The sequence below is a fragment of the Nitrospirae bacterium CG2_30_53_67 genome, assembly GCA_001873285.1.
Lineage (GTDB): Bacteria > CG2-30-53-67 > CG2-30-53-67 > CG2-30-53-67 > CG2-30-53-67 > CG2-30-53-67.
The window spans coordinates 1-4,143 of sequence record MNYV01000091.1 but is presented as its reverse complement, the minus strand read 5'-3'; the positions used below and the strand labels follow the sequence as shown (position 1 = coordinate 4,143).

Here is a 4,143-nt window from a genome sequence, read left to right as displayed (position 1 = left end):
TACACCTATCTTCTCTATCCGATCCTTCTTTTTTTATTGACGCGGTTCAAAAAAGAAAAACCCGCAGTCCCCATCGGCCCGGAAGACTTGCCATCCGTGTCGGTCATCATTGCGGCCTATAACGAAGAGGCGGTGATTGAGAAAAAGATCAGGAATGCGCTGGAACTGGATTACCCGAAGGATAAGATAGAAATATTGATCGGCTCCGACGGATCCACTGACAAAACGGATGAGATCTGCATGCAGTATGAGGACCAGATCAGGTTTCACAGGATAGAGTCTCGCCAGGGGAAGTCCAATGTATTAAATACCCTCGTCCCTCTTGCAAAAAATGAAATATTGTTGTTTACTGATGCGAACACGGTCCTTCAGGAGGAATCGTTAAAAAAACTCACTGTTCATTTCGCCGATCGTTCCATTGGAGGTGTCTGCGGACGACTCATCCTGGAAAGCAGAACGCAGGGTGTTGAAGCTTATGAGAAAGCCTATTGGAAGTACGAGTCGGATATTAAGAACCTTGAAAGCAGACTCTATTCTACGGTGGGGGCGAATGGAGGCATTTACGCCATAAGGAAAGAACTATTTCGAACCATTCCCAAGGATACCATTATAGACGATTTCTGGATATCGCTTGGCATTCTGAAGCAGGGGAAGAAGATCTATTTTGAGAAGGAGGCCATAGCAAAGGAGACGATCTCGGAAACTATCATCGATGAATTCTGGCGCAAAGTAAGGATCGGCTCAGGTAACTTGCAAACACTGCTCCTGGTGCCTGTTATCGATTGTCCAAATCGAGCCTTCATACATTTTGCCTATTACTCACACAAAGTCATACGATGGATGACGCCGCTGTTGTTGATCATCCTATACATTTCCATTCTTGCGTTATCTTCGGAGCCGATATTTGTGAACATGTTTTACCTTTCAAATCTCTTGATATTTGTCTCTTCACTGGCCGTGATACTCAATATCAAAAATAGATCCATGAATCTTATCGGTTACTTTTCTCTTTTCAATTTCGCGCTATTGTGGGGATACATTCGTTTCATCATGGGGAAACAAAGTGTCATCTGGAAAAAGGCAGCGAGATGAACAAACCTGAGACGGGACTTTCAAAGAAACACTCGTCCCCTGCGGAGTAATGGATCATGCCGCTCAATGAATGGATATTTTGGAGTTCGGTCGCTTTTCTTCTGTTTGTAACGGTTTGTTATCCCCTTCTGGCCGCGATGCTCGGCCTGTTCAGAAGACACCAAGGGCCTGCTTGGAGCGGCGAACCCGGTGTCAGCCTGATCATCACCGCATACAATGAAGAAAAGCATATCAAAGAAAAACTGGAAAATTCGCTGGGGCTTAATTATCCAAAGGAAAAACTTGAAATTATTGTAGCTTCGGACGGATCCACGGACCGCACCCACGACATGGTAAATGCTTTTCGGAATGAGGGGGTGAAACTTTATGCCTATGACAGACTCGGAAAGACAGCAATCCAGAATGAGAGCGTAAAGAAATCGTCGGGTGAAATCATTGTATTTTCCGATGCCAATGCCATGTACAGGAAGGATGCCGTCAGGAAACTGGTAGCAAATTTCGGCGATGAACGGGTCGGCTGTGTTTCCGGGCAACTGGTTTATAAGAAAAGCGCGGAGAACCTGACCGGCTTGTGTGAAAGTGCCTATTGGAATTATGAAAAGTTCATCAAATACAGAGAAAGCAGGATATCTTCGCTGATCGGAGTGAACGGGTCCATTTACGCGATCCGAAAGAGTGACTACGTTGAAATTGGGAATGACCTGATCAGCGACCTTGTGGAACCCCTTGAGATCGTCAGGCACGGCAAGAAGGTCGTCTATGAACCTGAGGCGATCTCAGAGGAGGAGTCCTCGGCCACATATCGGGAGGAATTCGAGAGAAAGATAAGAATTTTTACCCGAACCATTCATGGCCTGTTCCGTATGAAAGCCCTTTTAAATCCGTTTCAATATGGGATCTTCTCCATCCAGTTATGGATTCACAAGATATTCAGGTATCTTATGCCGTTCGCGCTCCTATCGGCCGCGTTATCCCTGATCTTCCTCACGGACAGATTCTTCTACTATATTCTTTATTGTCTTATGATCACAACCCTGATATTTGCAATGATCGCAAAATTTACAGAATACAGTGATAAAAGAAACTGGTTTTTTAATGTCATCTATTATTCCTTAACAGTCAACTTTGCTCTGGTTTTGGCCTGGTTAAATGTCTTGAAGGGTAAGACCATAACCATCTGGCCCACAGAACGGGGTTCATGAAAGGACGATTTTAATGGAATGGGCTGATGTCATGATGAAAAGAGCAATCAAAATCATAAACGTCGTGGGTGCGCGTCCTAATTTTATGAAGATCGCTCCCATCATGTGCGAAATGCGTAAGAACGAAAAAATCATTCCTCTCCTGGTTCATACAGGACAGCATTATGATGAGCAGATGTCCAAACTCTTCTTCGACGATTTGGAAATCCCTGAACCGGACATCAATCTGGAGGTGGGCTCCGGGAGCCAGGCCGAACAAACGGCCGAAATCATGAAACGTTTTGAACCGATCCTTGTTAAGGAAAGGCCGGATTATATCCTGGTTGTGGGCGACGTCAATTCCACGATTGCATGTGCCCTCACGGCCGTCAAGCTCGGGATCAAGATCATCCACGTGGAGGCAGGCCTTAGAAGTTTCGACCGAACCATGCCCGAAGAGATCAACCGGGTCCTCACGGATGCGATTTCAGATTTCCTGTTCATCACAGAAAGAAATGCACAAGAGAACCTTCTAAAGGAAGGAATCTCAAAGGACAAGATACACTTTGTCGGCAATGTCATGATTGATACGCTGATCAGGAATACCGACAAAGCAAGACAAACAGATATACACAGGCGCCTGGGCTTGAACCCGGGCAATCAGATTCTTCCCTATGGCGTATTGACACTTCATCGTCCCAGCAATGTGGATGACTCTCGGAATCTGGAGAGCATCCTACAGGCAGTGAATACTCTTTCTAAAGAAGTGCCGATTATCTTTCCGGCTCATCCGAGAACAAGAAACAATATAGGACGATTCGGGTTCAGTCATTTTTTCGAAAATGTGGAGGCGGGCACAACAACCCAAAAGCGGAATTCAAAGGGGATCAGGATGATCGAACCCTTGGGCTATTTGGATTTTCTTCATCTTATGGCGGAGTCAAAGGTGGTGCTGACCGATTCCGGGGGGATGCAGGAAGAAACCACGGTCCTGCAGATCCCCTGTTTAACCTTGAGAGAAAATACGGAAAGGCCGGTGACCGTATCGGAAGGAACCAACAGCGTGGTCGGGATCAATCGTGAAAACATCATCGCACAGGGGCTTGCGATTCTCAGGGGAAACTTGAAATTGGGACGGATACCCGAACTCTGGGATGGCCGGGCCGCTGAACGGATTGTTAAAATTATACTGAAGCAATGACAAAGTGTCGCTTTCAAAGAAACAACTCGACGCACCAGACTCGGAGGCTTTCCATGGTTTACGGCATGAAGATGCTGGGGGGCCAGGCACTCCGCGTTTGTCTCATCCTCTTCCTCTCAGGATTCGGCGGGACCGGAGAAGATCCGCCCATGGCCCAGCTCATCCGAAAGGATGTCATGCAGCAAGTCAAGGAAACCGAAAGGCCTGCGCCATGGCGTCTGCTCCGAGAGGTGGATCTTTCAGCTTTGCGGGGGGAATACGAGCCCTTTACGTTTGCGGTTTACTGCCGGGACGGTTGTCCATCCCTGCAGGTGTCGCTGTCAAATCTGAAAAGAACCGACGGAGGACCGGGCGAGATCGATCAGAATCATATAGAGATGGCCCGTCTTTCCCGGGGGACGACCCCTCTCTCCGTGGAAGACTGGATCCTCGAACCCATAGGGGAGAGCGGCCTGCAAATCCTCAAGGGACAATCCGTACGTATTTGGGTGACCCTTCACGTTCCCGATGCCGCCTTGCCAGGTAAGTATCAGGGCACTCTCACAGTGACACAGCGAAACCAATCCCCATCGGAAGTGCCGGTGGTCGTGAAGGTCCTGCACCAAGCATTAGAAGATCCTTCGGGCGTACAGTTCGCTCTGCTTTACACAGTCTCTCCTTTCGGCCGGC

At 47.7% G+C, this 4,143-nt stretch carries 3 protein-coding genes and 1 pseudogene; all 4 read left to right on the top strand.

What is annotated here, in order from left to right; all coding sequences use genetic code 11:
- On the top strand, positions 1-1,092 hold a 1,092-nt coding region (locus AUK29_05700; GenBank protein OIP63951.1), incomplete at its 5' end, for a hypothetical protein.
- Positions 1,093-1,148: 56 nt separating this feature from the next.
- The gene (locus AUK29_05695) at positions 1,149-2,294 is read left to right on the top strand and encodes a hypothetical protein (GenBank protein OIP63950.1); all 1,146 of its coding nucleotides are present in this window, start codon (positions 1,149-1,151) and stop codon (positions 2,292-2,294) included.
- Positions 2,295-2,328: 34 nt separating this feature from the next.
- Complete coding sequence (locus AUK29_05690) at positions 2,329-3,474, top strand: UDP-N-acetylglucosamine 2-epimerase (GenBank protein OIP63952.1); 1,146 nt, start codon at positions 2,329-2,331, stop codon at positions 3,472-3,474.
- Positions 3,475-3,527: 53 nt separating this feature from the next.
- A pseudogene (locus AUK29_05685) lies at positions 3,528-4,143 on the top strand (hypothetical protein).